The organism is Streptomyces sparsogenes subsp. cuspidosporus (genome assembly GCF_039532705.1).
GTDB lineage: Bacteria > Actinomycetota > Actinomycetes > Streptomycetales > Streptomycetaceae > Streptomyces > Streptomyces sparsogenes.
Map to the genome: position 1 here is coordinate 28,383 of NZ_BAAASD010000013.1, position 24,565 is coordinate 52,947.

The following is a 24,565-nucleotide window of genomic DNA, read 5'->3' on the forward strand; positions in this document are numbered from 1 at the left end:
GGGGCCGGACTGAGGGGGCCGGACTGAGGGGGCCGGACTGAGGGGGCCGGACTGAGGGGGCCGGACTGAGGGGGCCGGACTGAGGGGGCCGGACTGAGGGGGCCGGACTGAGGGGGCCGGACTGAGGGGGCCGGACTGAGGGGCCTGCCTGACGTGCTTCGCCGACCCGCGCCCGTACGAACGCAGAAGACGCGGCCGTACGAACGCGCGAGGCGCGCCCGTACGAGCAGACAAAGGCGCGGCCGGTGCCACCGCACCGACCGCGCCTCGTGTTTTCCGCCCCCCGTACCGCCGGGTCAGACCGCCTCGACCACCGGGGCCTGGCCTGCCGGGGTCTGGTCCTGCCCCTGGTCCTGGCCCTCCGTCTTGGGCTTCGGGGCGGACCCGCGCAGCGGGACCTCCTTGATGAACCAGGCGGCGAGGAAGCCGACGACGCTGATCACCGCGCCCCACAGGAAGACCTGGTGCGCCCCGTCCGCCACCGCGTGGGTGTACGCGTCCCTGATCTCCGGGGCCAGCTTCTTCAGGCTCTCACGGTCGAGCTGGGCGCCACCGGAGGTGATCGCCGCGCCCTTCTCCCCGACCCGGGCGATCATGGTGTCCCGCACCTGGTTGGTGAAGAGGGCGCCGAGGATGGCGACGCCGAAGGAGCCGCCGAGGGTGCGGAAGAGGGTGGCGGAGGAGGAGCCGACGCCCATGTCCTTCATCTCGACGCTGTTCTGCGCGATGAGCATGGAGGTCTGCATCAGGAAGCCCATGCCGGCGCCGAGCACCGCCATGTAGATGCCCGAGGTCAGGCGGGTGGTGCCGGTGTCCATCAGGGCCAGCAGGAACATGCCCACCACCATCAGGCCGCCGCCGAGGATCGGGAAGATCCGGTACTTGCCGGTCTGGGTGGTGACCCGCCCCGAGATCAGCGAGACGGCCAGCATGCCCAGCAGCATCGGGAGCAGCAGCAGGCCGGAGTTGGTGGCGGTGGCGCCCTGGACGGTCTGCTGGAAGAGCGGGAGGAAGGTCATCGACCCGAACATCACGAAGCCGGTGAGGAAGCCGATCACCGTGATGAGCGAGAAGTTGCCGTTACGGAAGATGTGCAGCGGCAGCACGGGCTCGGCGACCCGGCGCTCGACGGCCACGAAGGCGATGAGCGCGGCGACGCCCAGCACGCCGAGACCGATGATCTGGGCCGAACCCCACGCGTACTCGTTGCCGCCCCAGGTGGTGATCAGCACCAGGGAGGTGATGCCTATGGTGAGCAGCGCGGCGCCGATGTAGTCGATCCGTGCCTGCGCGCGCTTCTTCGGCAGGTGCAGCACCGTGGTGATCGCGGCCAGGGCTATCGCGCCGAGCGGGACGTTGATGTAGAAGATCCAGCGCCAGCCGAGGTGGTCGGTGAGGGTGCCGCCGACCAGCGGGCCGCCGATCATGGCCACGGCCATCACACCGGCCATCATGCCCTGGTAGCGACCGCGCTCCCGGGGCGGGACCAGATCGCCGATGATCGCCATCACGCCGACCATCAGACCGCCGGCGCCCAGGCCCTGAAGGGCGCGGAAGCCGATCAGCTGCCCCATGTCCTGGGCGGCCCCGGACAGGGCCGAGCCGGCCAGGAAGACGACGATGGACGTGAGGAACATGCCCTTGCGGCCGTACATGTCGCCGAGCTTTCCCCAGATGGGGGTGGAGGCGGCGGTCGCCAGGGTGTACGCGGTGACCACCCAGGAGAGGTGGTTGAGCCCGCCGAGCTCGCCGACGATGGTCGGCATCGCGGTGCCGACGATCATGTTGTCGAGCATCGCGAGCAGCATGGCGATCATCAGCGCGAAGATCACTACGCCGGTGGAGCGGGGCTTACGGCCCGACGCCGCCTCCGCGCCGGGCAATGCCGCCTCCGCGCTGGACGGCGCCGCTTCCGCGTCGCGCCGCGGCGACGCGGAAGGTACTCCGCCTTCGGACTGATTCTGGGACATGCTCTCCACTTCCCCCTGGGGTGCGGCCGATCGCTGTACCCGGGCTACTTACTTGCCGCCCGGCTAGTTGAGTACAGTGGAGAAGGTACGGCGTCTACTAGCCGGGCGTCAAGTAAGTTTTGTTCGGCCCCGCGAGGCCCCACGACCACAGGAGAGCACCATGGGCAGCACACCGCAGGCGCGCCGGGGCGACACCCGGCAGCGCATCCAGGACGTGGCCTTGGAACTCTTCGGCGAGCAGGGGTACGAGAAGACCTCGCTGCGCGAGATCGCCGAGCGGCTCGAGGTCACCAAGGCCGCCCTGTACTACCACTTCAAGACCAAGGAAGACATCCTCATCAGCATCTTCCAGGACCTGGCCCGGCCGCTGGACGAGCTGCTCGACTGGGGCCGCGGGCAGCCCCGCACCCTGGAGACCAAGCAGGAGCTGGTCCGCCGCTACAGCCTGGCGCTCGAAAACGCCCTCCCGTTGTTCCGGTTCATGCAGCAGAACCAGGCGGCGATGAGCCATCTGCGCCCCGGCGAGACCCTCAAGGACCGGATGCTCGCCATGAGCGACCTGCTGAGGGATCCCGAAGCCCCGCTGACCGACCAGGTCCGCGGCCTCAGCGCGCTCTTCGTCATGCACACGGCCCAGTTCGCCATGCAGCACCTCGAAGCCGACCCCGAGGAGAAGCGGAAGGCCATCCTCGAGGTCGCTCTCGACCTCCTGGCACAGGCGAACGCGCGGGAAAAGCCCGGAGCGTCCGAGGCCCCGGACGCCCCCAACATCCCCGACACCCCCGACGCGCGCTGAAACCCCGCTCCCGGCGCGGGGTCTCAGCGCCGGGGCGGGGTGCTCGGGGGCGGGGGCGGGGTCCTCGGAGGCGGAGGTCAGCGCCCGGCCGTGTCTCGGTGTCTCAGACCTTGACGCCGTGCGAGCGCAGGAAGGCCAGCGGCTCGACGGCCGAGCCGTAGTTCGGCGTCGTACGGATCTCGAAGTGCAGGTGGGGACCGGTCGAGTTACCGGTGCTCCCGGAGAGGCCTATCTCCTGACCGGTCGTCACGGTCTGCCCCACCCACACCTTCACCTGCGACAGGTGGGCGTACTGGGAGTACGTGTTGTCGTCGTGCTTGATGACGATGGCGTTGCCGTACGCGGGGCCGTCGCCGGCGCCGTTGCCGCCGGCCTTGACCACCACACCACCGTGGGCGGCGCGCACCGAGGTGCCGCTCGGCACGACGAAGTCCTGCCCGCTGTGGTTGTGGGCCCAGAGGTTGCCCGCGAGACCGAAGGCGGCGCCGATCGAGTAGGAGGCGACCGGCGTCTCCCAGGAGCGGGCCTTGGCCTCGGCGGCCTTCTTCGCCGCCTCCGCGGCCTTCTGGCGCTCCTCGGCGGCCTTCTTCGCCTTGGCCGCCGCCTCCTCCGCCGCCTTCTTCTTGGCGGCGGCGAGCTCCGCGGCCTTCTTCTCGGCCGCGGCCTCCTTGGCGGCCTTCTCGGCGGCCGCCTTCTTCGCCGCCGCCTTCTCCGCGTCGATCGCCTTCTGCAGCGCGTCGGCCTGGGCCTGCACCGACTTGCCGAGGTCACCGGCCGGAGCCACCGACAGCGCGCTGTTGCTCTGCGCGGTGTCCGCGGCGAGCGCGACGCCCGCCCCCAGCGCCAGCGAGGCCCCCATGCCCGCGACCAGTACGGCGGCGCGGGCACGCAGAGCGGACTTGCTCGAATAACGGGATTTGGCGCGCGGGGACATAGGGGGGCTACCTCCAGAAACATGGGTGAGTCCCGGCCGGGGACCGGAACAGACGTTCTTTGTTAACCCGGCGGGGCCATGAGGCCAACCCGCGTCACTACTAATCCGCGCCGTACGAAAAGGGGTCGCACCCAAAATTCCGCCGGGGCCCGGGGCGCGGTCCGATATCTCTGATCACACCCTCAGGAATCGGAAAGGACCGCCTCGGTCACCCCCACTGACCTGCACGGATTCCACAGTGTGGGGCCAGATCCGCAAACCCGGACGACCGCGACCGACGTGTGCGCACCCCATAGCCGAAGGCACTCACTATTTTCCGTAGTAGGGCCCCGATGACCTGTGTGCCATATCACCGCGCCATAAGATCGCCGATCACCGCCCCGGCCATTCGATGTCCGTTTCGGGACCAAAGACCATACGGCCCCCGGTACGCTGTCCGGTCAGAAGCCGCCGGCCACCGCGCCGCACCAGCCATCGGGGGGATGGGGACGTGGATCCCGCAACCATCGGCGTTCGTCTCACCTCGGCCGCCGTGACGCCGCTGATCAAGAAGCTCTTCGTGCAGGAGGGCCCCGGCGCCGCTCTGGTCGACCAGCCGGTCCGCGTCTCCGGACTCGTCTCGTTCAAGGGCGAGAAGCGCACGCTGACGGAGAAGAACCTCCAGAAGATCGCCACCCAGCTGGTACAGCGCGCAGTGGAGACCGCGGGGCCGGGGGAACGACCGTGCCCCGCCGACGAGGACGAGATCGTCGCCATGCACCTGGCGACCACGCTCCAGGCGCTGGGCGACCTGGACATGGACGATGTGCAGGCCGTGCGGCTCGGCCATCAGGCCCTGGCCCGCATGCTCATCGGCGCCACCCTGGCCAAGGGCCACAAGCTCTTCCTCAGCCAAGCCGCGACGGCGCTCTACCGGCGCCTCGTGGACACCGCCTGCCTGCACATCCTGAACTTCTTCACCCAGCGCTCGACCTTTGTATCCCGCACCCTCGTCGAACAGAGCGGTCAGCTCGCCGACCTCATCACGAAGATCGACATCTTGATCGAGCGCATCCCCTCCCAGTCGGCCGAGGACGCGGGCTTCGAGAAGGACTACGCCTACTTCGTACAGAAGAAGTACGGGACGCTGACCATCGTCGGCATCGACCTCAGCCACACGGAGGCCAGCTGGCCCCTGGACGCCGCGTATCTGAGCCTGGAGGCGATCGTCCCGCCGCGCGACCGGGCCGCCGCCACCCCCGCCGGCGAAGCCACCCTCCCCGGCGGCGAAGCCATCCTCCCCGCCGGGGAAGCCACCGCGCCCGGCGGCGAGGTGGCCGCCCCCGTCCCCGCCGACCAGGCCCTCGCCGGCCACAGCCGGGTCCTGCTGCGCGGCGTCGCGGGCTCCGGCAAGACCACCCTCGTCCAGTGGCTCGCCGTCTGCGCCGCCCGCCAGGAGCCGCCGCGCGGCATGGAGCAGCTCATCGGCCGCGTCCCCTTCGTCCTGCCGCTGCGCACCATCGCCCGCCAGGACACCCTCCCCACCCCCGACCGCTTCCTCGCCGCCGTCCACAACCCCCGGCACGCCGCCCAGCCCACCGGCTGGGCCGACCGCGTGCTGAGCGCCGGGCGCGGGCTGCTGCTCATCGACGGCATCGACGAGATCCCCGAGCGCGACCGCGAGCGCACCCGCGCCTGGCTGAGCGATCTCCTGCTCGCCTACCCCGACAACCTGTGGCTGGTCACCTCCCGCCCCTCCGCCGTCGCCGACGACTGGCTGGAGACCGAAGGCTTCGCCGAGTTCGCCCTGGCCCCCATGAGCCACGACGACCTCGGCGCCTTCATCGACCGCTGGCACGACGCCGCCCGCGCGACCTGCCGGACCGCCGAGGACCGCGCCGCCCTCGACGGCTACCAGTCGGCCCTCCACACCGCCGTACGCACCAAACCGGACCTCGGGCTCCTCGCCACCAACCCCCTCATGTGCGGCCTGATCTGCGCCCTGCACCGGGCCCGCCGCGGCTATCTGCCGCCCGGCCGCAAGGCGCTGTACGACGCGGCGCTGTCCATGCTGCTCACCCGGCGCGACACCGAACGCCACATCTACGCCCCCGGCGACGTCCAGCTCGACGAGGAGCCGCAGGTCCAGCTCCTCCAGCGGCTCGCGTACTACCTCATCCGCAACGGTGAGGCGGAGCTCGACCGCTCCCAGGCCGAGCGCATCATCGCCGACGCCCTCCCGTCCGTCCCCTCGGCCGCCGCGCTCGGCGACGCCCCGCGCATCCTGAACCACCTGCTGCTGCGCAGCGGTCTGCTCCGCGAGCCGTCCGTCGGCACGATCGACTTCGTCCACCGCACGTTCCAGGACTTCCTCGGCGCGAAGGCGGCCGTGGAGGAAGGCGACTTCGGGCTGCTCGTCGAGCACGCCGCCGACATCCAGTGGGAGGACGTCATCCGCATGGCGGTCGCCCACGCCCGGCCACGTGAGCGGGCCAACCTCCTCACCAAGATGGTGGGCCGGGCCAGGAAGAACTCCGACTCGGCACTGCGGATCTTCCTGCTGGCCCTGGCCTGTCTGGACCACGCCCCCGACCTCGACCCCCAGGTGCGCGACGAGGTCACCTGGCACGCCAAGGGCTTCATCCCACCGCTGGACGCGCATCGGGCCCGCGAAATGGCGACGGTGGGCCCCCTCGTGCTGGAGCTCCTGCCGCCCCCCGATGAACTGACCGACGCCCAGGCCTACAGCTGCGTGATCACCGCCTCCCATGTCGGCACCGACGCGGCCATCCCCTATCTCTCCCGGTTCACGGACCACCCCGAGCTTCTCGTCCGCTCGCAGCTCGCCACGAGTTGGGGACGGTTCGACACCGAGCGCTACTTCACCGAGGTGATTTCCCGCCTCGACCCGGACGGCCTGTACTTCGTGGCCGAGACGCAGGAACACCTCCGTCTGCTCGACAGCATGGGCGGCGTGACGAAACTCCAGCTACGGGGCGACTTCGGCGAGGACGAGCTGCGTGTCAGCCCCTCCCTCGGCCGGCTCACCCATCTCAGGCTCGACCGCAACGACGTCCTCACCGACCTGAGCGCCCTGAGCCATCTGGCGAGCCTGCGCACTCTGGTCCTCACCGCGTGTTCCCGGGTCCAGGACCTGACGCCGCTGTCCGCGCTGTCGCTCCAGAGCCTCGACTTCTCCCCGTGGCGCGTGGGCGCGTCCGGGAAGGAGTTCCCCCAGGGCCTGGACACCCTGACGACGCTGCGGCACCTGAAGATCAACATCGAGTCCCCCGCCATGCCGCCGCGCGCCTTCCCGGCCGGGATCACCTGGCTCGACCTCCACGTCTACGATCCCGAGCTGGATGCCACCTGGATCGCCGAGGCGCTCCCCGACCTCCGCCAGCTCGGCATCACCTTCCGCAGCAGCCCCGACACCGGCCGCCTCGACCTCACCCCGCTCGCCGGAGTCTCCTCCCTCGAGGCCGTCTACGTGGCTCGCGCGGAGATCACCGGCGCCGAATCGCTCACCGGCGTCACCGTCAAGGTGCTCGACGCGGTGCCCCGGCGTACGGGCGTGCCGGCCGACCCCGTGGGATGACGTTGGAGACTCCGCATTTCTCTGACTAAAGTCAGAGAATGGATGTGTCACCGATCAATCAGGTGCGGCGGTTCAACCGCACCGTCACCGAGCGCGTGGGCGTGCTCCACGACCACTACCTGGGCCGCGACCGGCCCATCGGCGAGGCCCGGCTGCTCTGGGAGATCGGCGACCGGGGCCAGGACGTACGGCGGCTGCGCGAGCGCCTCGGGCTCGACTCGGGCTATGCCAGCCGGCTGCTGCGCGCCCTGGAAAGCGACGGCCTGGTGACGGTGGAGCCGCACCCGGAGGACCGGAGGGTGCGCACCGTCCGCCTCACCGACGCGGGCCGCGCGGAGCGCGCCACCCTCGACCGCCGCAGCGACGAGCTGGCCGGCTCCCTGCTGGAGCCGCTCAACGCCGCCCAGCGCGCCCGGCTGGTGGCGGCCATGGCCGAGGTCGACCGGCTACTGACCGCCGCGACGGTCACCCTGGACCCCGTCGACCCGGACCACCCCGACGCCCGGCACTGCCTGCGGTCCTACTTCACCGAGCTGCGGGAGCTCTTCGACACCGGCTTCGACCCCGCACGGAGCCTGCTGCCCGACGCGGGCGAGCTGCGGCCCCCGCGCGGCCTGTTCCTGGTCGCCCGGCTGCACGGCGAACCGGTCGGCTGCGCCGGCCTGAAGCTGCCGCCCGGCGCCCCGGCCGAGATCAAACGCATGTGGGTCGCCCCCCACACCCGCGGCCTCGGCCTGGCCCGCCGCTTCCTCACCGAGCTGGAGGCGCGGGCGGCCCGGCACGGCTGCGACGTCCTGCGCCTGGACACCAACAAGGCGCTCGACGCCGCGATCGGCCTCTACCACTCCGCCGGCTTCCAGGAGGTCCCGGCCTTCAACGACGAGCCGTACGCCCACCACTGGTTCGAGAAGCGGATCGCCCAGGGCTGATCGAGGCCTTGCCGCGTCCACCCCTTCACAGGCTGCGGGCGGTGATGTCGCCGTGCGAGGTGGTGGCGCGGATGTCGAGGTCGGCGGTGCCGTCGTTCTTGAGGGAGTTGCTGACGCGCCCGTAGCCGGTACCGGCATCCAGGGCGGCCGAGACGCCGGCGGCGGCGGTGACCGAAATATCGCCGGACTCGGTGCGGAGCACGACCGCGCCGCGCATGGCCTCGGCGATCCGGATGTCACCACGCGCGGTGCTGATCTCCGCCGGGCCGCCCAGACGGCCGACCTCGACATCGCCGTCGGTGGCGGTGAGGCGGACGCTCGCGGCCTCATCGATCTTGATCCGGCGGTAGGCGCCTTCGAAGGCGATGTCGCCGAGGCGGCCCACGCCACGGAACTCCGAGCCGGCGGTCTTGGCCTCGACGTGGGAGCCGGCGGGGAGCTGGACGGTGACCTCCACGGATCCGGAGCCGCCGAAGAGCTGGCCCTTGGGCTCGGGGGTGTGGATCCGCAGGACGCCGTCGGCGTACGCGACGGTGGTCTGCTCGGCGGTCTGGACGTCGCGGCTCTTGGAGGGGTTGGCGGGCAGGACCTCGACGGTGGTGTCGACGCGGGGGGCCGCGATGAACTGGACGCGCCCGGCGGGGATGTCCACGACGGCGGTGATCGGGGCGGGGGTCTCGAACTTCTGCATCAGGCTCTCCTGTTGTGCGTTCCTTGTTTCCGACACCAGAAACGCTACGTTGCTTTCCAAAAGCATGCAACACGCTCGTTGCATCACTAGGACATAAATGCAGCTCACAGGCCAGAATTGATTGCAATGACATGGACAGTAATGCAACGATCCCAACCAGGATCATTGCAATGAGTGAAGAGTGAACGCTATAGTCGAGGGACCGGGGACCACCACGACGAGCACATGACGAGCACACGACGAGTACCAAGGAGACCGCGATGCCGGGAGGCAGGCTCACCCAGCAGGAACGCCAGCAGATCGCGCTGGGGCTGGCCGACAGCCTCCCCTACGCCGAGATCGCCCGCCGCCTCGACCGTCCGACCTCGACCATCACGCGCGAGGTGATGCGCAACGGCGGCCCCACCGCCTACCGCGCCGACCTGGCCCACCGCGCCACCGAGCGCCGCGCCCACCGGCGCAGGCCGGCCGCCTCCCGAGGGCCGGAGTCAGCCCGCCAGGCTCACGGCCGCGACACCGAGGCCGTGTCCGAGTACGAGGAGACGCTCACCACCGTCCTCATGGGCTCGGGCCTGCCCAAGATGGCGGCTCGGGTGCTGACCTGCCTGTTCACCACCGACGCCGGCAGCCTCACCGCGTCCGAACTCTCCCAGCGCCTCCAGGTCAGCCCGGCGTCCATCTCCAAGGCGATCGCCTTCCTGGAGAGTCAGAGCCTCGTGCGCCGAGAGCGCGACGAACGCCGCCGCGACCGCTACGTCGTCGACGACGAACTCTTCTACCAGGCGACGATCGCCAGCGCCCGTGCCAACGACCAGCTCGTCGAGATCGCGCGCCAGGGCGTCACCGTCCTCGGTCCCCACACTCCCGCGGCCGCCCGCCTGGAGAACATCGCCCGCTTCCTCGACTTCATCAGCGAAAGCATCACCCGCGCCGCCGAACAGGCCCGCGAAGTCCTCCACCCCGAGCCCAAGCCCTGAAGGCTCCTTCGACACAGCGTTCACCCCTCATCCCGAACTCCTGGAGCGCTTCGACCTCACCCCCGCGACCCGCCCCATCCGCTTTGCCATGGAGCGCACTTCAATTGCCACCCTGACCGGCACGGAACGCATGTCCTCACCGTTCGCCGTTCGCCATCAGGGAAGGACCGAGCTGTGCCCGATGTGAAGTTCGCGCTGGGAACCATGGGATTCGGCACCAAGGTCGACCCCACCACGTCGTCAACCCTCCTCGACCGCTTCGCGGACGCCGGCGGGACGTTGGTCGACACGGCCAACTGCTACGCCTTCTGGTCCGACCCGAGCGGCCGCGGCGGGCACAGCGAGGAGGTCATCGGGCGGTGGCTGGCCCGCCGCCCCGGCCGGCGGGACCAGATGTACCTCAGCACCAAGGCGGGCGCCCAACCCGTCGGCCCCGGCGACTGGCCGGCCAACCGCGAGGGCCTGTCCGCACCGCGGCTCAAGGCCGCTGTCCAGGGCAGCCTGCGCCGGCTGGGCACCGACCGGATCGACCTGTACTGGGCCCATATGGAGGACCGTACGGTCCCTGCGGAGGAGACCGCCGAGGCTTTCGGCGCGCTGGCGGCCGAGGGCGTCGTGGGCCGGCTGGGGTGCTCCAACCACCCGGTGTGGCGGGTCGAGCGGGCCCGGCAGACCGCCAGGGACCACGGCTGGGCCAAGTACACCGCGCTCCAGCTGCGCCACTCCTACCTCCAGCCCCGCCCCGGCGCGCCGGTGCCCGACCAGTCCCACCGGTTCGGCTGGGTCACCGACGAAGTCATCGACTACGTCGACAGCGAGCCGGACCTGTCCCTGTGGGCGTACACCGCCCTGCTGAACGGCTCCTACAGCCGCCCGGACCGCCCCCTTCCCGATGCCTACGACCACCCCGGCACCTCCCGGCGGCTGGCGGCCCTGGACACGGTGGCCGGGGAACTCGGGGTGAGCCGCAACCAGGTCGTCCTGGCCTGGCTGACCGGCGGGCAGCCGGCCATCACCCCGATCGTCGGCGTCAGCGACGTGGAGCAGCTGGACGAGGCACTCGCCGGGGCCCGGCTGCGGCTTCCCGCCGAACACCGGCGCCTCCTCGACGAGACGGCCTGACGGCCGGCGACCCGGCGCCGCGAGCCGCCCCATGACTCATGTGCGGCGCGCGGCGAAGCGGGGCGCGCCCCCAGGGGCCCGCCCCGCCCGATGCGCCCTACTGGGGCTTGAACGAACGGATCTGGTAGTTGCCCTGCAGATTGCCGCCCGCGCCCGCGGAGGTGGACCCTAGGCGGGAGTGGTAGTTCGTCTTGCTGTAGTACTGCTTCCGCCGGCCCGTTCCGTTCCACACGGAGCGGACGTTCCGGCCGTTCCGGATGAAGGAACAGTCATCGGCGGTGTTGGCCTTGCTGGGCTGCTGCCACTGGCATCGGGTGCCGCCACCGTTCCAGTCGCTGTAGATGCAGAAGTATCCGGCGGTGCAGTTGTAGGCCGCCGGGGCGGCCGGCGCCGCGGGGGTCGCGGTCGCGGTGGGCACGCTCGCGAAGGCGGCGGCCAGGGCGGCCGAGACGAGGGCGAATGAGCGGATACGAGGCACGACAAGGGCTCCTTCCTTGCACGACTGCCCCGGCCGGGCACCGAGCGCCCGGCGCGGAGCACATGACACTCCCCGCAGTGTGCTCGCGCGGACCAGGTGCTTTGCCGGAGCGCCGCCGGAGTACCGCCGGAAGGCTGCCGGAGTACCGCCGGAGCGCTGCTTGAGCGCTGTCGACATGGGAGTTCCGCCGGGAGCGAAGGCCCTGGCCCCACGGAACCCCGCCCGCCAGACTGGGCCGATGCGCCGCCTCGTCGTGATCGATGCCCCGTCCAACCTCGGCCTGCGACCGCCCGCCGAGGGCACCGTGCCCGGGTGCTACAAGCTGGCCGGCGCGCTGCGCGAGCAGCGGCTCCCGCAGCGGCTCGGGGCGCACGAGGGCGGGGTCGTCGTACCGCCGCGCTACGACCGCGGCGGCTGGCAGGAGGGCGACGGCGTGTTCAACGCCGAGGCGATCGCCGCGTACACCCGCAAGCTCGCCGACCGCGTCGAGCGCCACGTCCGGGCCGGGGACTTCCCCGTGGTCCTGGGCGGGGACTGTTCCATCCAGCTCGGCGCCTCGCTCGCGCTCCGGCGCATCGGGCGGTACGGACTCGCCGCCATCGACGCCTCCGCGGACTTCCGGCACCCCGGGAACTCCGAGCGGATCGGCGCCGCGGGCGGCGAGGAGCTGGCCCTCGGGACCGGCCGCGGGCAGGCGGACCTGACGGACATCGAGGGGCTGCGGCCGTACCTGAGGGACGAGGACGTACGGGTCCTGGGCATCCGCGACTACGACGAAGACCGGGCCGAGCTCGCCCAGTTGAAGATCATGAACGCGTCGGTCGGGGAGATCCGGGAGCGGGGCCCGGAGGATCTGGCACGGGAGGTGCTGCGGTCCCTGGAAGCGCCCGTGACCGACGGGTTCTGGGTGCATCTGGACGCGGACGTGCTCGACCCGTCCGTCATGCCCGCGGTCGACAGCCCCGACCCCGACGGACTCCTGCCGGAGGAACTCACCGCCCTGCTGCGGACCTTGGTGCGGTCGGAGCGCTGCGTCGGCCTCAACGTCACCATCTACGACCCCGACCTCGACCCCGACTGCTCCTGCGCCGCCCTCCTGGCCGACCTCCTGGAGCGCTCCTTCGCCCGTCCCTGACCCCGGCCCCGGCCCCGTCCCCGGCCCCGGCCCTGCCCCGGCCGCAGGAGCAGCGCCGCCAGGGCGGCGGTCAGAGCCACGACAGCCGCCGCCACCAGGGTGACGACCGTGAAGCCCCGGTCGTACGCGTCGCGCGCCGCCGCGTGCAACAGGTCGGCGGCGGGCGCGGGGAGGTGGTGGGCGGCGGTGTCGGCCGTGCCGATCGACTCCCGCGCGGCGGCGTGTGCCGCGGGCGGGACGCCGGGGACGGAGGAGGGCAGCGCGGCGCGGTAGGTCGCGGCGAGGGCGGTGCCGAGGGCCGCGACGCCGAGGCCCGCGCCGAGTTCGAAGGACGTCTCCTGGATCGCGGCCGCCTCCCCGGCGCGGTCCGGGTCCGCCGAGGACATGATGGCGTCCGCGCCCAGGGTCATCACCACGCCCGCGCCGAGCCCCGAGGCGAGGAGGGCGACGGCGGTCACGCCGTGGTGCCCGGGCCCGCCCCCGGCGCACAGGAAGAGCAGCGCGCCGGAGAACAGCGCGAGCGCCCCGGTGAGCGCCCGGCGGTTGCCCCAGCGGCGCGCCGCCAGTGGCGCGAGGACCGCGCCCACCGCGTTGGCCGCGGCTAGGGGGAGCAGCAGGAGCCCGGCGCGCAGCGGCGACGCACCGCCCACGAGCTGGAACCACTGGGTGAGGAAGAAGAGCAGCGCCGTGTAGCTGCCGAAGCAGCCGAGGACGCACACGGTGGCGGCCGTGAAGCGGCGGTCGGCGAACAGCGAGACGTCCAGCAGCGGCTGCGGCCGCCGGCGCTGCCGCCGTACGAACCACAACAGCAGCGCCAGGCCCACGGCGCCCGCGAGGGCCGGGCCCGCCCCGGGGCGCGGCTGCGCTCCGGCTTGTTTGAGGGCGTAGACGACCCCCGCGAGACCGGTGACGGACAGCGCGACGCCCAGCAGGTCCCAGGGGCGGGGCACCGGGTCGCGGGACTCGGGGATCAGCCGGGCCCCGGCCACCAGGATCACCGCGACCACCGGCACATTGACCAGGAACACCGAGCCCCACCACCACCGCTGGAGGAGCGCCCCGCCCACCAGCGGGCCGATCGCCGCGCCCACGCTGTGGGCGGCGGTCCAGACCCCCAGGGCCAGGGCACGTTCCCGGCCGTCGGAGAAGAGGACGCGGATGATCGCGGCCGTCGAGGCCATGATCATGGCCGTCCCGGCGCCGAGCAGCGCCCGGGCGAGGATGAGCTGCCCGGAGGTCTGGGCGAAGGCGGCGCCGGCCGAGGCGAGGCCGAACAGCGCGAACCCGGAGAGCACCAGGCGCTTGCGGCCGATCCGGTCGCCCAGTGTTCCGCAGGTCACCAGGAGCGCGGCGACGGTGAGGGAGTAGACGTCCACGATCCACAGCAGCCGTACGCCGCTGGGGTGCAGCTCCCGGGTCAGGCTCGGGATCGCCGCGTGGGTGACGGTCAGGTCGATCCCGGACAGCAGCAGGCTCACGCACAGCACCGCCAGCACGGCCCACCGGCGCCGCCCCTCCCCCGGCGGGGACCCCGGTGGGGGACCGGCGAGGGAATCGGCAGCAGCCCCGGCGGAGGAATCGGTGGGGGTATCGGCGGAGGAATCGCTGCGGGAATCGGTGGGGGTATCGCTGGGGGTATCGCTGGGGCACGGCGTGCGACGGCTCATTCCGGCACTGTCCGCCGCCCGGTTCCCCGCCCACAAGTACGGTCTTTGTTGTGCCGTAGTACCACGCTGGATACCTTTGCTGGATGCGCGGCAGTGTGGACGACACCCAGGATCACTGCGCGGTCGAGATCGCGATGGAAATCCTCGGCGGCCGCTGGAAGCTCGCCATCGTCACCAAGCTCCTCACCGGCACCCACCGCTTCGGGGAACTCCGGCGCGCCCTGCCCGGCGTCACCCAGCGCATGCTGACCCGGCAATTGCGCGAACTGGAGGCGGACGGCCTGATCGAGCGGACGGTCTATGCGGAAGTGCCGCCGAAGGTCGAGTACGCGCTCACGGAGACCGGCCGCAGTCTGGAACGCGTCACGGAACTGCTCGACGCGTGGGGGCGCTGGTATCGGGACGCCCGGCCGCGCCGCGACTGAGCCGCTAATGCGCCGCTGATTTCGGAATGCGCCGACGGTACGCCGGCGAAATCGCCGCCCCGCCCGATGAGCGGGAACACGGCTTTTCCGGCCACGAAAGCCCCTGCGGGCCGCTCACGGGCTCACGGGCCAGGGGAAGGGTCGGGGAAAAGCGCCGGGGCCGCCCCGGACCGTGCGTACGGTCCGGGGCGGCCCCTGGGCGCCGTGGAGGTCAGGCCTCCTTGCTGAGGTTCGGGCCCGCGCCGCCGGCGGCGGACTCGATCGGCGGGGTGTCGGGCAGGGCCGACTTCTCCTCGCCGCGGAAGGTGAACTTCTTCTCCTCACCCTCGCCCTCGGTGTCGACGACCACGATGTGACCGGGGCGCAGCTCGCCGAAGAGGATCTTCTCCGACAGCACGTCCTCGATCTCGCGCTGGATGGTCCGGCGCAGCGGCCGGGCGCCCAGCACGGGGTCGTAGCCCCGCTTGGCCAGCAGCTTCTTGGCGTCACCGCTGAGCTCGATGCCCATGTCGCGGTCCTTGAGCCGCTCGTCCACCTTGGCGATCATGAGGTCGACGATCTGGATGATGTCTTCCTCGCTGAGCTGGTGGAAGACGACCGTGTCGTCGACGCGGTTGAGGAACTCGGGCCGGAAGTGCTGCTTCAGCTCCTCGTTGACCTTGGCCTTCATCCGCTCGTAGCCGGTCTTCACATCGCCCTGGGCGGCGAAGCCCAGGTTGAAGCCCTTGGAGATGTCCCGGGTGCCGAGGTTGGTCGTCATGATGATGACCGTGTTCTTGAAGTCCACGACCCGGCCCTGGGAGTCGGTCAGCCGACCGTCCTCCAGGATCTGCAGCAGCGAGTTGAAGATGTCCGGGTGGGCCTTCTCGACCTCGTCGAAGAGGACCACGGAGAACGGCTTGCGGCGCACCTTCTCGGTGAGCTGGCCGCCCTCCTCGTAGCCCACGTATCCGGGCGGGGAGCCGAAGAGCCGCGAGACGGTGTGCTTCTCGCTGAACTCCGACATGTCGAGCGAGATCATCGCGTCCTCGTCGCCGAACAGGAATTCGGCGAGGGTCTTGCTGAGCTCGGTCTTACCGACACCGGACGGGCCCGCGAAGATGAACGATCCGCCGGGGCGCTTGGGGTCCTTCAGGCCCGCACGCGTGCGCCGGATGGCCTGCGAGAGCGCCTTGATGGCGTCCTTCTGGCCGATGACGCGCTTGTGCAGCTCGTCCTCCATGCGCAGCAGGCGGGAGGACTCCTCCTCGGTGAGCTTGAAGACCGGGATGCCCGTGGCCGTGGCCAGGACCTCGGCGATCAGCTCCTCGTCCACCTCGGCGACGACGTCCATGTCGCCGGCCTTCCACTCCTTCTCGCGCTTCGCCTTGGCGGCCAGGAGCTGCTTCTCCTTGTCGCGCAGGCCCGCGGCCATCTCGAAGTCCTGCGAGTCGATCGCGGACTCCTTCTCCCGGCGCACATCGGCGATCTTCTCGTCGAATTCGCGCAGGTCCGGCGGTGCGGTCATGCGGCGGATGCGCATCCGGGAGCCGGCCTCGTCGATCAGGTCGATCGCCTTGTCCGGCAGGAAGCGGTCCGAGATGTAGCGGTCGGCCAGGGTGGCGGCCGCGACCAGGGCGGAGTCCGTGATGGAGACGCGGTGGTGCGCCTCGTAGCGGTCCCGCAGGCCCTTGAGGATCTCGATGGTGTGGGGCAGCGACGGCTCGGCGACCTGGATGGGCTGGAAGCGGCGCTCGAGGGCCGCGTCCTTCTCCAGGTACTTGCGGTACTCGTCGAGCGTGGTCGCGCCGATGGTCTGCAGCTCGCCACGCGCCAGCATCGGCTTGAGGATGCTGGCGGCGTCGATCGCGCCCTCGGCGGCGCCCGCACCCACCAGGGTGTGGAGCTCGTCGATGAACAGGATGATGTCGCCGCGGGTGCGGATCTCCTTGAGCACCTTCTTCAGGCGCTCCTCGAAGTCACCGCGGTAGCGGGAGCCGGCGACCAGGGCGCCCAGGTCGAGGGTGTAGAGGTGCTTGTCCTTGAGGGTCTCGGGCACCTCGCCCTTGACGATGGCCTGGGCCAGGCCCTCGACGACCGCCGTCTTGCCGACGCCGGGCTCGCCGATGAGGACCGGGTTGTTCTTGGTGCGGCGCGAGAGCACCTGCATGACCCGCTCGATCTCCTTCTCGCGCCCGATGACCGGGTCGAGCTTGGATTCGCGGGCTGCCTGGGTCAGGTTGCGGCCGAACTGGTCCAGGACGAGCGAGGTGGAGGGGGTGCCCTCCGCGGGGCCGCCGGCCGTGGCGGCTTCCTTGCCCTGGTAGCCGGAGAGCAGCTGGATGACCTGCTGCCGGACCCGGTTCAGATCGGCGCCCAGCTTCACGAGGACCTGGGCGGCGACGCCCTCGCCCTCGCGGATCAGGCCGAGCAGGATGTGCTCCGTGCCGATGTAGTTGTGGCCGAGCTGAAGGGCCTCGCGGAGCGAGAGCTCCAGCACCTTCTTGGCACGGGGGGTGAAGGGGATGTGCCCGGACGGGGCCTGCTGGCCCTGGCCGATGATCTCCTCCACCTGCTGGCGGACCGCCTCGAGCGAAATCCCGAGGCTCTCCAGGGCCTTAGCGGCGACACCCTCACCCTCGTGGATCAGGCCCAGGAGGATGTGCTCGGTGCCGATGTAGTTGTGGTTGAGCATCCGGGCCTCTTCCTGAGCCAGGACGACAACCCGCCGCGCGCGGTCGGTGAACCTCTCGAACATCGTTAATCGCTCCTCAGAGCGGTCAGGCAGTAAGGGGGCGCTCCCCTCTCTGTCCTTCCGCAGCTTAGTCCCGCAAGCGGGGACCGCTCATTCCAACTGCCGACACCCGTCCGGATCACCCCCGCTCTCGCGCGGAAGGCGGCCTGGTGGCCCCCTTTCCCCGAACAGCCGACAACAGCTCCAACCCGATGGTGCGAGACGATGTTCCCGCAGGCCAGGCATCTACGCTCGCCGCCACTACGCCCGTGGCGAACGCGACCGCCTCCCGGCCCGTGGACCGCCCCTCCCACTAGGGATGTCTTACCCGCATGGGCTGACACTCCATGCGGCGCGGGCCGGTTCCCTCCGCTACGGGCGAACAACCTTGCGCCCGTTCACCGCTCCTGTACGCCCCCGAATGGGCACCCAGCGTGCGCGTGTCGCGACACCGCGCGACCGAGGGGCACGTAACTTTCACGGAGGGAGGCAGTTGCTCCGGGCATGCCTCTCATGACGCCGGAGGCCGCCGCGCCCGCCACCCGGGGCGCGTGGGCTCAGTGGTACGAGAACGAGCTGGGGTGGCCGACGACCGGCAGCGATCCCGTCGAACTGCTCACGGGGGTGCGCTTCGACGTACTGGAGCTGCCGGCCGACGCCGGTTTCGCTGTGCTGCGACGCGTACCGCGGACCGGTCCGGTCGCGGTGGAGGGCCCCTGGATGCGACTGTGGGTCGCCGCGGGAGGCGCTGACGAGCTGCCGGGGCTGCTCGACTGGCTGGAATGGGGCGATATCCCCCTCGATCTGACCGCGATCGGTGCGGGCGGCCGGATCACCGCGCCGTGCCCCTCCTCCCGGCCGTCAGGGACGACGCGTGGAGAGCGGGGCCCGCAGGAGGCCGCCGTATGGCTGCGACCTCCCGAGCCGGGGGGCGGGGTGGAGCCGACGCTGCCGGTGGCAGGGTTCGGGGGCGATGGGGACGCCCCCGATCTCGTACGGCTCGTGGGTGCGGCGGCCACGGAGTGCCACCGTGCCCGGTTGTTGCGCGCTCGGCCAGTGCCGGGACAGCGGGGAGCCCGGCGGGCCGGAGAAGGTGACCCGCTCAGCCGTTGGCCTTCTCGTACGCCTCGCGCACAGTCGCCGGAACACGCCCGCGGTCGTTGACCTCGTAGCCGTTCTCCTTCGCCCAGGCGCGGATCTTCGCGGTGTCCTGGCTGCCGCCGGTCGCCACGCGCGCCTTGCCGCGGGTCGCGGCCGCCCGGCCACCGGTGCGGCGGCCGCTCTTGGTGTAGGGCTCCAGGGCGTCACGGAGCTTGTCCGCGTTCGCCGTGGTGAGGTCGATCTCGTAGCTCTTGCCGTCCAGCGCGAACGTCACGGTCTCGTCCGCCTCGCCGCCGTCGAGGTCGTCGACAAGAAGGACCTGAACCTTCTGTGCCATGGGGTTCCTTTCCGAGAAACCGGGGAGCTCGGGCCGCAGCGTTAGGCGCTGATGTCCCCACCCCCCAGGTAATTACACTACGGGAGAATAGGAAACCGCTTTTCCCGGAAAAACACAAACCCCCCGGGAAGGTTCGGTCGATGGACCCCAGGGGAACCCTCTGTTCCGGAGCCATGTGATAGGGGAGCGATTCGGACATAGGGCCCGCGATCACAGTTGCAGAAGCATCCGGCTGTTGCCAAGGGTGTTCGGCTTCACCCGTTCGAGACCCAGGAACTCCGCGACGCCCTCGTCATAGGAACGCAGCAGCTCGCTGTAGACATCACCGTCGACCGGCGTCTCGCCGATCTCCACGAAGCCGTGCTTGGTGAAGAAGTCGACTTCGAAGGTGAGGCAGAAAATGCGCCGCACGCCGAGCCAGCGCGCCGTTTGCAACAACTTGTCGAGCACCAGGTGGCCTACACCACTGCCCTTCACGGCGGGGTCCACCGCGAGAGTACGGACCTCCGCCAGGTCTTCCCACATGACATGCAGCGCGCCGCAGCCAATGACCTCCGCGTCGCCGTCTCGCTCCGCCACCCAGAACTCCTGGATGTCCTCGTAAAGCGTGACCGTCGCTTTGTCGAGGAGGATGCGATCGGCCACGTACTGGTCGATCAGGCGGCGTACCGCCCGCACATCACTGGTCCGGGCACGGCGGACGGTGACTGCTTTAGATTGAGCCAAGGACATGCCGGGACGCTATCGCCGCTGTCATCGCCCCGACTCACCGGGGCTCTCACCGGGCTCTTCGAGTTGTACGACGCGCATGGCATCTCGCAGCGCATCTCGCTGCTCTTCGGACATCATCCCGAAGAACGCGACGAGGGCGGCGGCCGGGTTGTCACTCGCGGACCACGCCTCGTTCATCAGTGCGGCCGAGTAGGCGGCGCGCGTGGAGACCGCGGCATATCGATAGGCGCGCCCTTCCACCTCCCGCCGCAGCCAGCCCTTCTGATGGAGGTTGTCCATTACGGTCATGACCGTGGTGTAGGCGATCGAGCGTTCCTTCTGAAGGTCTTCCAGGACTTCCCGGACCGTGACCGGGCGGTTCCACTTCCACACCCGCGTCATGACCGCGTCTTCGAGCTCTCCCAATGGCCGAGGCACACGTGAATAATAGTGGGGTATGCCGCGAATGTCGGGTTCAAGCGCGCAAAAAAGGGCCGCACATCCCGAGACGGTGGTCATCCCGGGACGTACGGCCCCATCGGCATCGGCCGGATCCGAACGGCTCAGGGCGGCTCCGGAGCGGGCTGGGCCGGAGCCGGAGCGGGCTGGATCGGGGCCGGTCAGGAGGCGCTGGGGCGCGCCTGGCGCTCGGCCTCGGCGCGCGCGATCGCCGCGTCCACCGCGGCGTCCTCCTTGGCCTTGTTCGCGCCGCCCTGGCTCTTCACGATCGTCACGATCAGCGCGGTGAAGGCCACGGCCATCACCACGGGCGGGACCAGCGCGGAGATGTAATCCATGGCTGTCGCTCCTTCTGACTCGAGCCTCCGGATTCCCGAGGCCCCCGCATTCCGAGGCGCTCCGGATTTCTCCAGATTACGGGGTGCGCCGGCTTCGGCTCAGGCCGGGACCCGCCCGAACCGGGAGTCGAGCCCGGAGCCGAGCCGGGAGTCGCCTTCCGACGGCGGGGCCGGGCGGCGGCGCTTGGGCGGGAAGACCTCCGCCGGAGTGGGCACCGGACGGCCCGGGCGCGGGGTCCCGCGGCCCGGCTCGCCACGCCCCGGCTCGCCCCGCGCCGGCTCGCCCCGCGCCGGCTCGGTGCGCTTGGGCTCGCTCCGCTTGGGTTCCGCCCGCTTGGGTTCGGCACGCTTGGGCTCGCCCTGCTTCGGCTCGGCGCGCTTGGGGTCGTCGCGCCTGGGCTCGGCCCGCTTGGGTTCACCTTGATTGGGCTCGGCCCGCTTGGGTTCACCTTGCTTGGGCTCGGCCCGCTTGGGTTCACCTTGCTTGGGCTCGCTTTGCTTGGGCTCGCCCTGCTTGGGCTCGGCCCGCTTGGGTTCGCCTTGCTTGGGCTCGTCGCGCTTGGGTTCACTTCGCTTGGGTTCGCCCTGCGCCGGCTCCGCCGGGCCGGGTTCCCCGCGCCCCGCGTGGCCGGGGGCGGACGGCTGCTCGCGCGGCTCCCGGCCGGGGTCGCCGCCGTTCTGCGCCGTCGGCCGGACGCCGCCCGCGGGCGCCCCACCGGGCAGCACTCTGAGCCGGGCCGCCGCGGACCGGCCGCCGTGGGGCCGCAGGGCCCCCGCCGCGCGCTCCGCGAGCCGGGCCCGTACGCCCCGCTCGGCCAGCCGCTCGCAGTGGCGCAGCAGCGTGCGGCGGCGCTCGGCCTCGCCGGTCCCGGCGGCGGCCCGGCACAGCTCGCGCAGCGCGGCCAGGTCCTCCGGGAGCGGCTCGTAGCCGGCCGCCAGGACGCCTTCGAGCCGGTCGAGGTAGCCGACGGCGGCGCCGGGGAGGGCGGCGCGGTAGCGGGCGAGCTCGTCGAGCAGGAAGGCTCGCAGCCGCCCGCCCTCGCGGACCGCTTCGTCCACGGCCTCGGCGAGGCGGAGGCAGTCCTGGACCTCCTCCGTCCGGTCCGGGCCCCCATGGCCGGGGGAGAGGGTGACGGGATGGGGCTGGAGGGCGATGGCGAGGGCGCGTCGGAGCACACGCAGCTCATCCGCACTGAACGCCATTCCGCCGCGGGATCCATATGGCGTGGGCATGGGGCGACTTTAAGTGCTAAGCGGACAAAATTCGCTGAGCGCGAGGCCGTGCGGCGCGTTGCCCGGAGAGCGCGGCGCGGCGCCCAGAGAGCGCGGCGCGGCGCCCGGAGAGCGCGGCGCGTTGCCCGGAGGGGAAGGCGCGGGAGGTCCGCCGACGCCGACGCCCCCGGCCGCGGCCGCTCGACGTGCGAGCGGGCCGACGGCCGGGGGCGTCGGGGTGGAGCGTCGTGGCCGGCGCTTACGAAGGGCCGGGGGCGGGCTCCCGGGCCTCAGGGCCCGGCGGGCCCCTCGGCCGCGAGCCGCGCCGGTCCCTCGGTCAGACGCGGGCCGCCGCCCGGCGGCGCCGGGTGACGACGACCGCGGCGCCGCCCAGCGCGAGCGCGGCCGCCGCGCCGCCCGCCATCAGGGTGATGCCGCCCGCGCCGGTCAGCGCCATCGAGCCGCCGGTGGAGCCGCTGTCGTGGGAACCGCCGCTCGTGGCGCCGTCGCCCGAGCCGCCCGAGCCGGAGTCACCGCCGGAGCCGGACGCGCCACCGTCGTGTGAGCCGGAGCCCGAACCGGAGCCGTTGTGGTCCGAGCCGCCGGTGCTCTCGCCGCCGGTGGAGGACCCGCCGGACGCGCCCTTGAAGGTGATCTTCGCGGTGTCGTTGCCGGAGTCGGGGTCGTTGGTGGAGAAGCCCGCCGGGCCGGGTACCAGCTTGACGGTGCCGGTGGCGTTCTTGTCGGCGTCCTTGGCGATCTTCACGCCGAGGCCGTACATCTGGCCCTCGCCGGGCAGCTCGGTCGAGGCTTCGGGGCACAGGTAGCGGCTGTGGCCCGGCTCGAACTTCTTGGTCTCCGTCGGGCTCACATAGGTCAGGCACTCGCCGGTGGTGTCCTGGTCCGGCTCTTCGTCGATGTGGTTGCTGAGGCCGGTGACGCCCTTGGGCAGGGTGATGTCGGCGTACAGGAGCGGCTTGCCGTCCTTGCGGTAGGCGGCCGCGGGACCCGCGTTGGTCAGCCCGAACCGCAGGCCGCCGGTGGTGCCGTCGGCGGTCGGCTCGATGGTGCCGCCCACGGCCCGGAAGTCGGCGTGGTTGTCGGTGAGGAGCGAGAGGCTGCTCTTGCCGCCGGTCTCGAAGTCACCGCCGGAGGCGGTGGTGAGGCCGATCGGGGAGCCGGTGCCGCGGGTGCCGTTGGGATCCTCGTCACTGCTCGCCGGGACGGCCTCGGCCTCGTAGTCGATCCAGGGGGCCAGGGCGGCCTTGGTGATCTTGGCCGTCAGCGGGGTGCTGAGCTTCGCCGACTGGCCCGGCTCCAGCGGGGTGTCGATGGCGCAGTAGACGCTCGCGGACTCGTCCCACTCGTAGGCGAAGCGGCAGTTCTTCGGCTTCGTGGTGAATTCGACGCCGGGGACGCTCCGCAGCCGGATGTCGACGCGCTCGGTCGTCAGGTTCCCGGTGTTCCGTACGGCCAGCGGGAGGGCCACCGTGTCGCCGGTCTTGAGGCCGCTGCGGTCGGGCAGCTTGCCCACGACCAGCCGGGGCGAGCCGACCACGACCTTGGAGGAGTCCTTGTCGCCGGTCGCGCCGTCGGCCGTCACCTCGTAGCTGATGGTGCCGGAGGCGCCGGGCTTGGCGTCCGCGTCGGCGGTGAGCGTGAACGGCTCCCAGGGCCCGTGGAGGTTGCCGTTGTCCAGGCAGGTGACGACCGCGCCGGAGGCGGTGCACTGCTCGTTCTTCGCCTTGATCGTCGCGATGCCCTCGAGGCCGCTCGCGTCGATGACCAGCTTGGCGTTCTTCGGGAGCGGGAATTCGGCCCCGCCGTCGGCGAACGAATAGCTCACGCTCGGGGCGACGGCCTCCTGGCCGTCGGCCGCGGACGGCAGATCGATCTGCCGGGGGGCCTGGATCTCCGCCCAGGGCTGGGTCGGCTCGTCGTCCGCGTACGCGGCGGGTACGCCGACGGCCGTCCCGAGAGCGATCACCGCCCCGGCGGCCGCCACGTGCATCGTTTTCCCCTTATGCCACATGAGTCCCACGCCTATCTCACGGCTACCCGAATTCCGACGCACACAAGACGGTTCAGGTGGCCGGATGGTTGCCCTCCGGTGAACGGGAAGTTCCGGAAGAGGCGGGGGCGCCGCGCGGCGCGGTAGGGCGTGGGACGCGGGGGCGGGTGCGGGGCCGGGGCTCAGCCCCGCGCGACGTTGCGCTCGTAGACCAGGCGCAGGCCGATCAGGGTCAGCCACGGCTCGTGCTCGTCGATGACCGAGGACTCGCCCAGCACCATGGGGGCCAGGCCCCCGGTCGCGATGACCGTCACGTCCTCGGGGTCGTCGGCCAGTTCGCGCGCCATCCGCCGTACGACGCCGTCGACCTGCCCGGCGAACCCGTAGAGGATGCCGGACTGCATCGCCTCGACGGTGTTCTTGCCGATGACGCTGCGCGGGCGGGCCAGCTCGATCTTGCGCAGCTGCGCGCCGCGCACGCCGAGCGCCTCCACCGAGATCTCGATGCCCGGCGCGATCACCCCGCCCACGTACTCGCCGCGCGCGCTGACCGCGTCGAAGGTCGTCGCCGTGCCGAAGTCGACCACGACGCACGGGCCGTCGTACAGCTCGACGGCCGCCACCGCGTTGATGATCCGGTCGGCGCCGACCTCCTTCGGGTTGTCCATCAGGATCGGCACGCCGGTCTTCACCCCCGGCTCGACCAGCACCGACGGCACGTCCCCGTAGTAACGGCGGGTCACCTCGCGCAGCTCGTGCAGGACCGAGGGGACGGTGGAGCAGATGGCGATGCCCTCGATCCCGTCGCCCAGCTCCTCGCCGAGCAGCGGGTGCATGCCCATCAGGCCCTGGAGGATGACGGCCAGCTCGTCGGCGGTGCGGCGGGCGTCCGTGGAGATCCGCCAGTGTTCGACGATCTCGTCGCCGTCGAACAGGCCCAGCACGGTGTGGGTGTTTCCCACGTCGATGGTCAGCAGCATGG

21 protein-coding genes are annotated in these 24,565 nt (G+C 71.3%); 8 read left to right on the forward strand and 13 right to left on the reverse strand.

Going from position 1 to position 24,565, the window contains the following annotated elements:
• Positions 1 to 296: 296 nt before the first annotated feature.
• Entirely contained in the window at positions 297 to 1,970 is a 1,674-nt protein-coding gene (locus ABFY07_RS17625) for an MDR family MFS transporter (protein ID WP_346175410.1), read from the reverse strand.
• Positions 1,971 to 2,130: 160 nt separating this feature from the next.
• Between ABFY07_RS17625 and ABFY07_RS17630 the strand changes: the two genes are divergently transcribed.
• The gene (locus ABFY07_RS17630; protein ID WP_346175411.1) at positions 2,131 to 2,766 is read left to right on the forward strand and encodes a TetR/AcrR family transcriptional regulator; all 636 of its coding nucleotides are present in this window, start codon (positions 2,131 to 2,133) and stop codon (positions 2,764 to 2,766) included.
• Positions 2,767 to 2,869: 103 nt separating this feature from the next.
• Here the strand turns inward: ABFY07_RS17630 and ABFY07_RS17635 are convergent, their stop codons facing one another.
• Positions 2,870 to 3,700: a M23 family metallopeptidase gene (locus tag ABFY07_RS17635; protein WP_346175412.1), complete on the reverse strand. Its 831-nt coding sequence runs from the start codon at positions 3,698 to 3,700 to the stop codon at positions 2,870 to 2,872.
• Between the two features lie 490 nt (positions 3,701 to 4,190).
• Here ABFY07_RS17635 and ABFY07_RS17640 point away from each other — a divergent pair, with 490 nt between their 5' ends.
• Positions 4,191 to 7,277, forward strand: coding sequence for an NACHT domain-containing protein (locus tag ABFY07_RS17640; protein ID WP_346175413.1), 3,087 nt, complete (start codon positions 4,191 to 4,193; stop codon positions 7,275 to 7,277).
• 38 nt (positions 7,278 to 7,315) lie between these two features.
• Positions 7,316 to 8,206: a bifunctional helix-turn-helix transcriptional regulator/GNAT family N-acetyltransferase gene (locus tag ABFY07_RS17645; protein ID WP_346175414.1), complete on the forward strand. Its 891-nt coding sequence runs from the start codon at positions 7,316 to 7,318 to the stop codon at positions 8,204 to 8,206.
• Positions 8,207 to 8,231: 25 nt separating this feature from the next.
• On the opposite strand, the gene ABFY07_RS17650 is transcribed toward ABFY07_RS17645, so the two are convergent.
• A complete protein-coding gene (locus ABFY07_RS17650; RefSeq protein ID WP_346175415.1) occupies positions 8,232 to 8,897 on the reverse strand; it encodes a DUF4097 family beta strand repeat-containing protein in 666 nt (221 codons plus the stop codon).
• A gap of 260 nt (positions 8,898 to 9,157) precedes the next feature.
• Between ABFY07_RS17650 and ABFY07_RS43150 the strand changes: the two genes are divergently transcribed.
• Entirely contained in the window at positions 9,158 to 9,874 is a 717-nt protein-coding gene (locus ABFY07_RS43150; protein WP_428836947.1) for a helix-turn-helix domain-containing protein, read from the forward strand.
• 174 nt (positions 9,875 to 10,048) lie between these two features.
• A complete protein-coding gene (locus ABFY07_RS17665; protein WP_346175416.1) occupies positions 10,049 to 10,996 on the forward strand; it encodes an aldo/keto reductase in 948 nt (315 codons plus the stop codon).
• 97 nt (positions 10,997 to 11,093) lie between these two features.
• Here the strand turns inward: ABFY07_RS17665 and ABFY07_RS17670 are convergent, their stop codons facing one another.
• Complete coding sequence (locus ABFY07_RS17670; protein ID WP_346175417.1) at positions 11,094 to 11,474, reverse strand: peptidase inhibitor family I36 protein; 381 nt, start codon at positions 11,472 to 11,474, stop codon at positions 11,094 to 11,096.
• 238 nt (positions 11,475 to 11,712) lie between these two features.
• Between ABFY07_RS17670 and ABFY07_RS17675 the strand changes: the two genes are divergently transcribed.
• On the forward strand, positions 11,713 to 12,609 hold the full coding sequence (locus ABFY07_RS17675) for an arginase family protein (protein WP_346175418.1): 897 nt from the start codon (positions 11,713 to 11,715) through the stop codon (positions 12,607 to 12,609).
• On the opposite strand, the gene ABFY07_RS17680 is transcribed toward ABFY07_RS17675, so the two are convergent.
• Positions 12,528 to 14,087: an MFS transporter gene (locus ABFY07_RS17680; RefSeq protein WP_346175419.1), complete on the reverse strand. Its 1,560-nt coding sequence runs from the start codon at positions 14,085 to 14,087 to the stop codon at positions 12,528 to 12,530. The genes ABFY07_RS17675 and ABFY07_RS17680 overlap by 82 nt on opposite strands.
• A gap of 272 nt (positions 14,088 to 14,359) precedes the next feature.
• Between ABFY07_RS17680 and ABFY07_RS17685 the strand changes: the two genes are divergently transcribed.
• Positions 14,360 to 14,701 carry a winged helix-turn-helix transcriptional regulator gene (locus ABFY07_RS17685; RefSeq protein WP_346175420.1) on the forward strand — a complete coding sequence of 114 codons (342 nt, stop codon included), beginning with the start codon at positions 14,360 to 14,362 and terminating at the stop codon, positions 14,699 to 14,701.
• 211 nt (positions 14,702 to 14,912) lie between these two features.
• Here the strand turns inward: ABFY07_RS17685 and ABFY07_RS17690 are convergent, their stop codons facing one another.
• Positions 14,913 to 17,438: an ATP-dependent Clp protease ATP-binding subunit gene (locus ABFY07_RS17690; RefSeq protein WP_065961344.1), complete on the reverse strand. Its 2,526-nt coding sequence runs from the start codon at positions 17,436 to 17,438 to the stop codon at positions 14,913 to 14,915.
• Between the two features lie 480 nt (positions 17,439 to 17,918).
• Here ABFY07_RS17690 and ABFY07_RS17695 point away from each other — a divergent pair, with 480 nt between their 5' ends.
• A complete protein-coding gene (locus ABFY07_RS17695; RefSeq protein WP_346175421.1) occupies positions 17,919 to 18,578 on the forward strand; it encodes an SCO3374 family protein in 660 nt (219 codons plus the stop codon).
• Here ABFY07_RS17695 and ABFY07_RS17700 read toward each other — a convergent pair.
• From ABFY07_RS17700 to ABFY07_RS17730, 7 genes are all read right to left on the reverse strand, one after another.
• Positions 18,517 to 18,852 carry a histone-like nucleoid-structuring protein Lsr2 gene (locus ABFY07_RS17700; protein WP_065961346.1) on the reverse strand — a complete coding sequence of 112 codons (336 nt, stop codon included), beginning with the start codon at positions 18,850 to 18,852 and terminating at the stop codon, positions 18,517 to 18,519. The genes ABFY07_RS17695 and ABFY07_RS17700 overlap by 62 nt on opposite strands.
• A 210-nt stretch (positions 18,853 to 19,062) precedes the next feature.
• Positions 19,063 to 19,584 (reverse strand): amino-acid N-acetyltransferase, encoded by a 522-nt coding sequence (locus ABFY07_RS17705; RefSeq protein ID WP_065961348.1) that lies wholly within the window; start codon positions 19,582 to 19,584, stop codon positions 19,063 to 19,065.
• Positions 19,585 to 19,605: 21 nt separating this feature from the next.
• A complete protein-coding gene (locus tag ABFY07_RS17710) occupies positions 19,606 to 20,082 on the reverse strand; it encodes a BlaI/MecI/CopY family transcriptional regulator (RefSeq protein WP_346175422.1) in 477 nt (158 codons plus the stop codon).
• Positions 20,083 to 20,183: 101 nt separating this feature from the next.
• A complete protein-coding gene (locus ABFY07_RS17715) occupies positions 20,184 to 20,360 on the reverse strand; it encodes a hypothetical protein (protein WP_346175423.1) in 177 nt (58 codons plus the stop codon).
• Between the two features lie 99 nt (positions 20,361 to 20,459).
• Positions 20,460 to 21,536 carry a hypothetical protein gene (locus ABFY07_RS43155; protein ID WP_428836948.1) on the reverse strand — a complete coding sequence of 359 codons (1,077 nt, stop codon included), beginning with the start codon at positions 21,534 to 21,536 and terminating at the stop codon, positions 20,460 to 20,462.
• A 373-nt stretch (positions 21,537 to 21,909) separates the two neighbouring features.
• Positions 21,910 to 23,583 (reverse strand): COG1361 family protein, encoded by a 1,674-nt coding sequence (locus tag ABFY07_RS17725; protein ID WP_346175424.1) that lies wholly within the window; start codon positions 23,581 to 23,583, stop codon positions 21,910 to 21,912.
• A gap of 182 nt (positions 23,584 to 23,765) precedes the next feature.
• The gene (locus ABFY07_RS17730) at positions 23,766 to 24,563 is read right to left on the reverse strand and encodes a type III pantothenate kinase (RefSeq protein ID WP_065961353.1); all 798 of its coding nucleotides are present in this window, start codon (positions 24,561 to 24,563) and stop codon (positions 23,766 to 23,768) included.
• Between the last annotated feature and the right edge of the window lie 2 nt (positions 24,564 to 24,565).

What these genes read in the sequence shown, in the direction of transcription:
- ABFY07_RS17700 (WP_065961346.1), bottom strand. Translation starts at nt 18,852, where the DNA reads ATGGCACAGAAGGTTCAGGTCCTTCTTGTCGACGACCTCGACGGCGGC.
- ABFY07_RS17725 (WP_346175424.1), bottom strand. Translation starts at nt 23,583, where the DNA reads ATGCACGTGGCGGCCGCCGGGGCGGTGATCGCTCTCGGGACGGCCGTC.
- ABFY07_RS17705 (WP_065961348.1), bottom strand. Translation starts at nt 19,584, where the DNA reads ATGTCCTTGGCTCAATCTAAAGCAGTCACCGTCCGCCGTGCCCGGACC.
- ABFY07_RS17685 (WP_346175420.1), top strand. Translation starts at nt 14,360, where the DNA reads ATGCGCGGCAGTGTGGACGACACCCAGGATCACTGCGCGGTCGAGATC.
- ABFY07_RS17715 (WP_346175423.1), bottom strand. Translation starts at nt 20,360, where the DNA reads ATGGATTACATCTCCGCGCTGGTCCCGCCCGTGGTGATGGCCGTGGCC.
- ABFY07_RS17730 (WP_065961353.1), bottom strand. Translation starts at nt 24,563, where the DNA reads ATGCTGCTGACCATCGACGTGGGAAACACCCACACCGTGCTGGGCCTG.
- ABFY07_RS17625 (WP_346175410.1), bottom strand. Translation starts at nt 1,970, where the DNA reads ATGTCCCAGAATCAGTCCGAAGGCGGAGTACCTTCCGCGTCGCCGCGG.
- ABFY07_RS17690 (WP_065961344.1), bottom strand. Translation starts at nt 17,438, where the DNA reads ATGTTCGAGAGGTTCACCGACCGCGCGCGGCGGGTTGTCGTCCTGGCT.
- ABFY07_RS17635 (WP_346175412.1), bottom strand. Translation starts at nt 3,700, where the DNA reads ATGTCCCCGCGCGCCAAATCCCGTTATTCGAGCAAGTCCGCTCTGCGT.
- ABFY07_RS17695 (WP_346175421.1), top strand. Translation starts at nt 17,919, where the DNA reads ATGCCTCTCATGACGCCGGAGGCCGCCGCGCCCGCCACCCGGGGCGCG.
- ABFY07_RS17710 (WP_346175422.1), bottom strand. Translation starts at nt 20,082, where the DNA reads ATGACCACCGTCTCGGGATGTGCGGCCCTTTTTTGCGCGCTTGAACCC.
- ABFY07_RS17645 (WP_346175414.1), top strand. Translation starts at nt 7,316, where the DNA reads ATGGATGTGTCACCGATCAATCAGGTGCGGCGGTTCAACCGCACCGTC.
- ABFY07_RS17630 (WP_346175411.1), top strand. Translation starts at nt 2,131, where the DNA reads ATGGGCAGCACACCGCAGGCGCGCCGGGGCGACACCCGGCAGCGCATC.
- ABFY07_RS43150 (WP_428836947.1), top strand. Translation starts at nt 9,158, where the DNA reads ATGCCGGGAGGCAGGCTCACCCAGCAGGAACGCCAGCAGATCGCGCTG.
- ABFY07_RS17675 (WP_346175418.1), top strand. Translation starts at nt 11,713, where the DNA reads ATGCGCCGCCTCGTCGTGATCGATGCCCCGTCCAACCTCGGCCTGCGA.
- ABFY07_RS17650 (WP_346175415.1), bottom strand. Translation starts at nt 8,897, where the DNA reads ATGCAGAAGTTCGAGACCCCCGCCCCGATCACCGCCGTCGTGGACATC.